Source organism: Mesorhizobium sp. PL10, assembly GCF_053714315.1.
This window is the reverse complement of record NZ_JBSKBR010000112.1, coordinates 1-2,229: the sequence shown is the minus strand read 5'-3', so window position 1 is coordinate 2,229 and position 2,229 is coordinate 1. Positions and strand designations below refer to the sequence as shown.

1 protein-coding gene and 1 pseudogene are annotated in these 2,229 nt (G+C 58.1%); one reads left to right on the top strand and one right to left on the bottom strand.

What is annotated here, in order from left to right:
- Positions 1-145: 145 nt before the first annotated feature.
- Complete coding sequence (locus ACWGTO_RS33195; RefSeq protein ID WP_454578917.1) at positions 146-895, bottom strand: SDR family NAD(P)-dependent oxidoreductase; 750 nt, start codon at positions 893-895, stop codon at positions 146-148.
- A gap of 962 nt (positions 896-1,857) precedes the next feature.
- Here ACWGTO_RS33195 and ACWGTO_RS33190 point away from each other — a divergent pair.
- Positions 1,858-2,064: pseudogene (locus ACWGTO_RS33190) on the top strand (hypothetical protein); the annotation flags it as partial.
- Positions 2,065-2,229 lie beyond the last annotated feature (165 nt).

Below are 2,229 nucleotides of genomic sequence, written 5' to 3'. Positions count from 1 at the left end.
GGCGGGTGTGGTCTCCGGAAATGACTAGGGTTGGCGTAAGCAACCAAATCCTAGTTCATTTCAACGGCTTGCACCACATCCGCCAACCCGCCGCGAATTTTTCGGGCTAGCATTCGAGTCTTATCGATTCCTCACTCTGCGGCGCTCACCAACTTGTGTAACCTCCATCCACGTTAAGAACTGAGCCCGTCATGTAGCTGGAAGCGTCGCTGGCGAGAAACTGAGCGACCTGTCCGATTTCCTCAGCGCGGCCCAATCGGCCCATGGGCGTGAGTTCGACCCAAGTCGAGAATTGCTCGCTGGTCTCGTTGTTCATCCTCGTGGCTATGTATCCCGGAGCGATTGCATTGACACGAACTCCCGATCGTGCCCATTTGCACGCGAAGGTCTTGGTAAGCACGTGCACGCCGGCCTTGCTGGCGTGATAGGCTGGACAGTTCGACGATTTTGAAACAACGAATCCGCAAATCGAACCGATATTAATGATGTTTCCGGAACCGCGCTCCGCCATCATCCCGCCGAAAGTTCTGCAGCAATAGAACACGCCATCAAGATTAACTGAAGTCACGAGGCGCCAGTCCTCGTCACTCGTATCTTCCCCCTCGCGTCCGAGACCGGCATTGTTGACTAGCACGTCAGGACAAGGGCCGATCGCTTCGGCCAGATCACGGACTGCCTGTGGGTCGCCGACGTCGCAGCGAAATGATTTGACCTGCGGACCTATATCTGCTGCGGCCTTCATGGTGGCGTCGAGGTCGCGATCGCCGAGGCTGACCTCGGCGCCTGCCATGCTGAGCGTGCGCGCAATTTCCAGACCGATCCCTCGGGCGCCGCCGGTGACCAGCGCAGAACGCCCAGTGAGATCGAATCGTTTGATAAGATCGCGATGCATCATTAGCTTTGCTCCTCAATTGGGTAACTTTTGGCTAGTGCAGTGGCGCAGTGCCAGGTCGGTAAGACAAAGATCTCACCCTGGACGCCCTACATTTGCGGCGGACTCCAGTCCGCCCCGCAGTACTGTTGGCGGCGTGCAGCAATAGCGGTGGACTGCGAACGGCATGATCCTGCGCTTCGTGTTTTCCTTCCACTCCTAGGGGGCTCTTGCGGAAGGTCCCGGCGGTTAGCAATAGACCTCTGATTTCGCGCGGCGACCACCGCGGCTCAGCGGGTTGTCGGATTTGGCTGAGACTGTTGCGGCCGCGTACAAGAGCACCGATGAACCATGCTGCAATGACTTCTATATCCGTCAAATGCCCTGTGGGAAGTGGCGGGGGCTTCTTAGCCGCTTGCGACCGTATGGTGCGCCCCCGAGATCCAAGCGGGCGGTTGGGGCCAGTTGTAGAGCTGGCGTTTGGGTTGACAACAGCCGCACCACAAGCACTTTGCGCCAGGGCTCGGCTCATAATCGGCGAGTACAGCTTCTTTGTTTTGCTGCAAATTCCCCATGCGGGGCTTGCCAAAGCAGGCGAAGCAGACAGCCTTGTGCTTATCATTTGACTTCTCCGACGGTGTAGTGTGCCGCGATCACAGATTACGTGACGCAAGATGCGCACCAAAGCGAGCGGCCTCTCTGGCTCGTGGGTCTTAGGTTACCCGAACACCGCTCGGAACCGGGATCATCGCCGATCGAGAACTCGACCCAGCGCATTGGCATCCACCGTCCGGTTAACCCGAATGCAGCGTCCATCACGGAGATCGATTTCAATCAATCCGCAGGCGTGGCAGGAAGCCCGAGGGCTAAACTCACTCCTAGACCACATGTTCGCCTGAGGTAGGGCGACCCGTCTCACAGTATGCAGGTTATCGAGGGTTGCGCTGGATATCCCGGCGCCGAGCCTCATGCATAGGAGACGGGCCATGGACGAGCATATCACCTACATCGGTTTGGATGTTCACAAAGAGACGATTTCGGTCGCTCTGGCAGTTGGAGACCGGCGCGGGGAGGTTCGCGAACACGGGCGGATATCGAATACGCGCCTTTTGAGCAAGCTCTCCCAGCCGGGAGCGGTGCTGCGCTTCTGCTACGAAGTTGGACCGTGCGGCTACGGCATTCAGCGGCAGCTGGACAATCGATTTACCGCAGTTTTTGAACAGCAAGGCGGACAAACGGGCGCGGTTGGCCGAATCTGACACTGTGACAAGGTTTTTTTGCCCCTTGCCCGGGTGGAATGGCTGATTGATTTCGGCGTTGCGTCGGCGGTTTTCGCCGCACTCGCCGTTATGCGGACG

Bases quoted from the DNA above. Each gene is read 5' to 3' on its own strand.
- ACWGTO_RS33195 (WP_454578917.1), bottom strand. From the start codon at position 895: ATGATGCATCGCGATCTTATCAAACGATTCGATCTCACTGGGCGTTCT.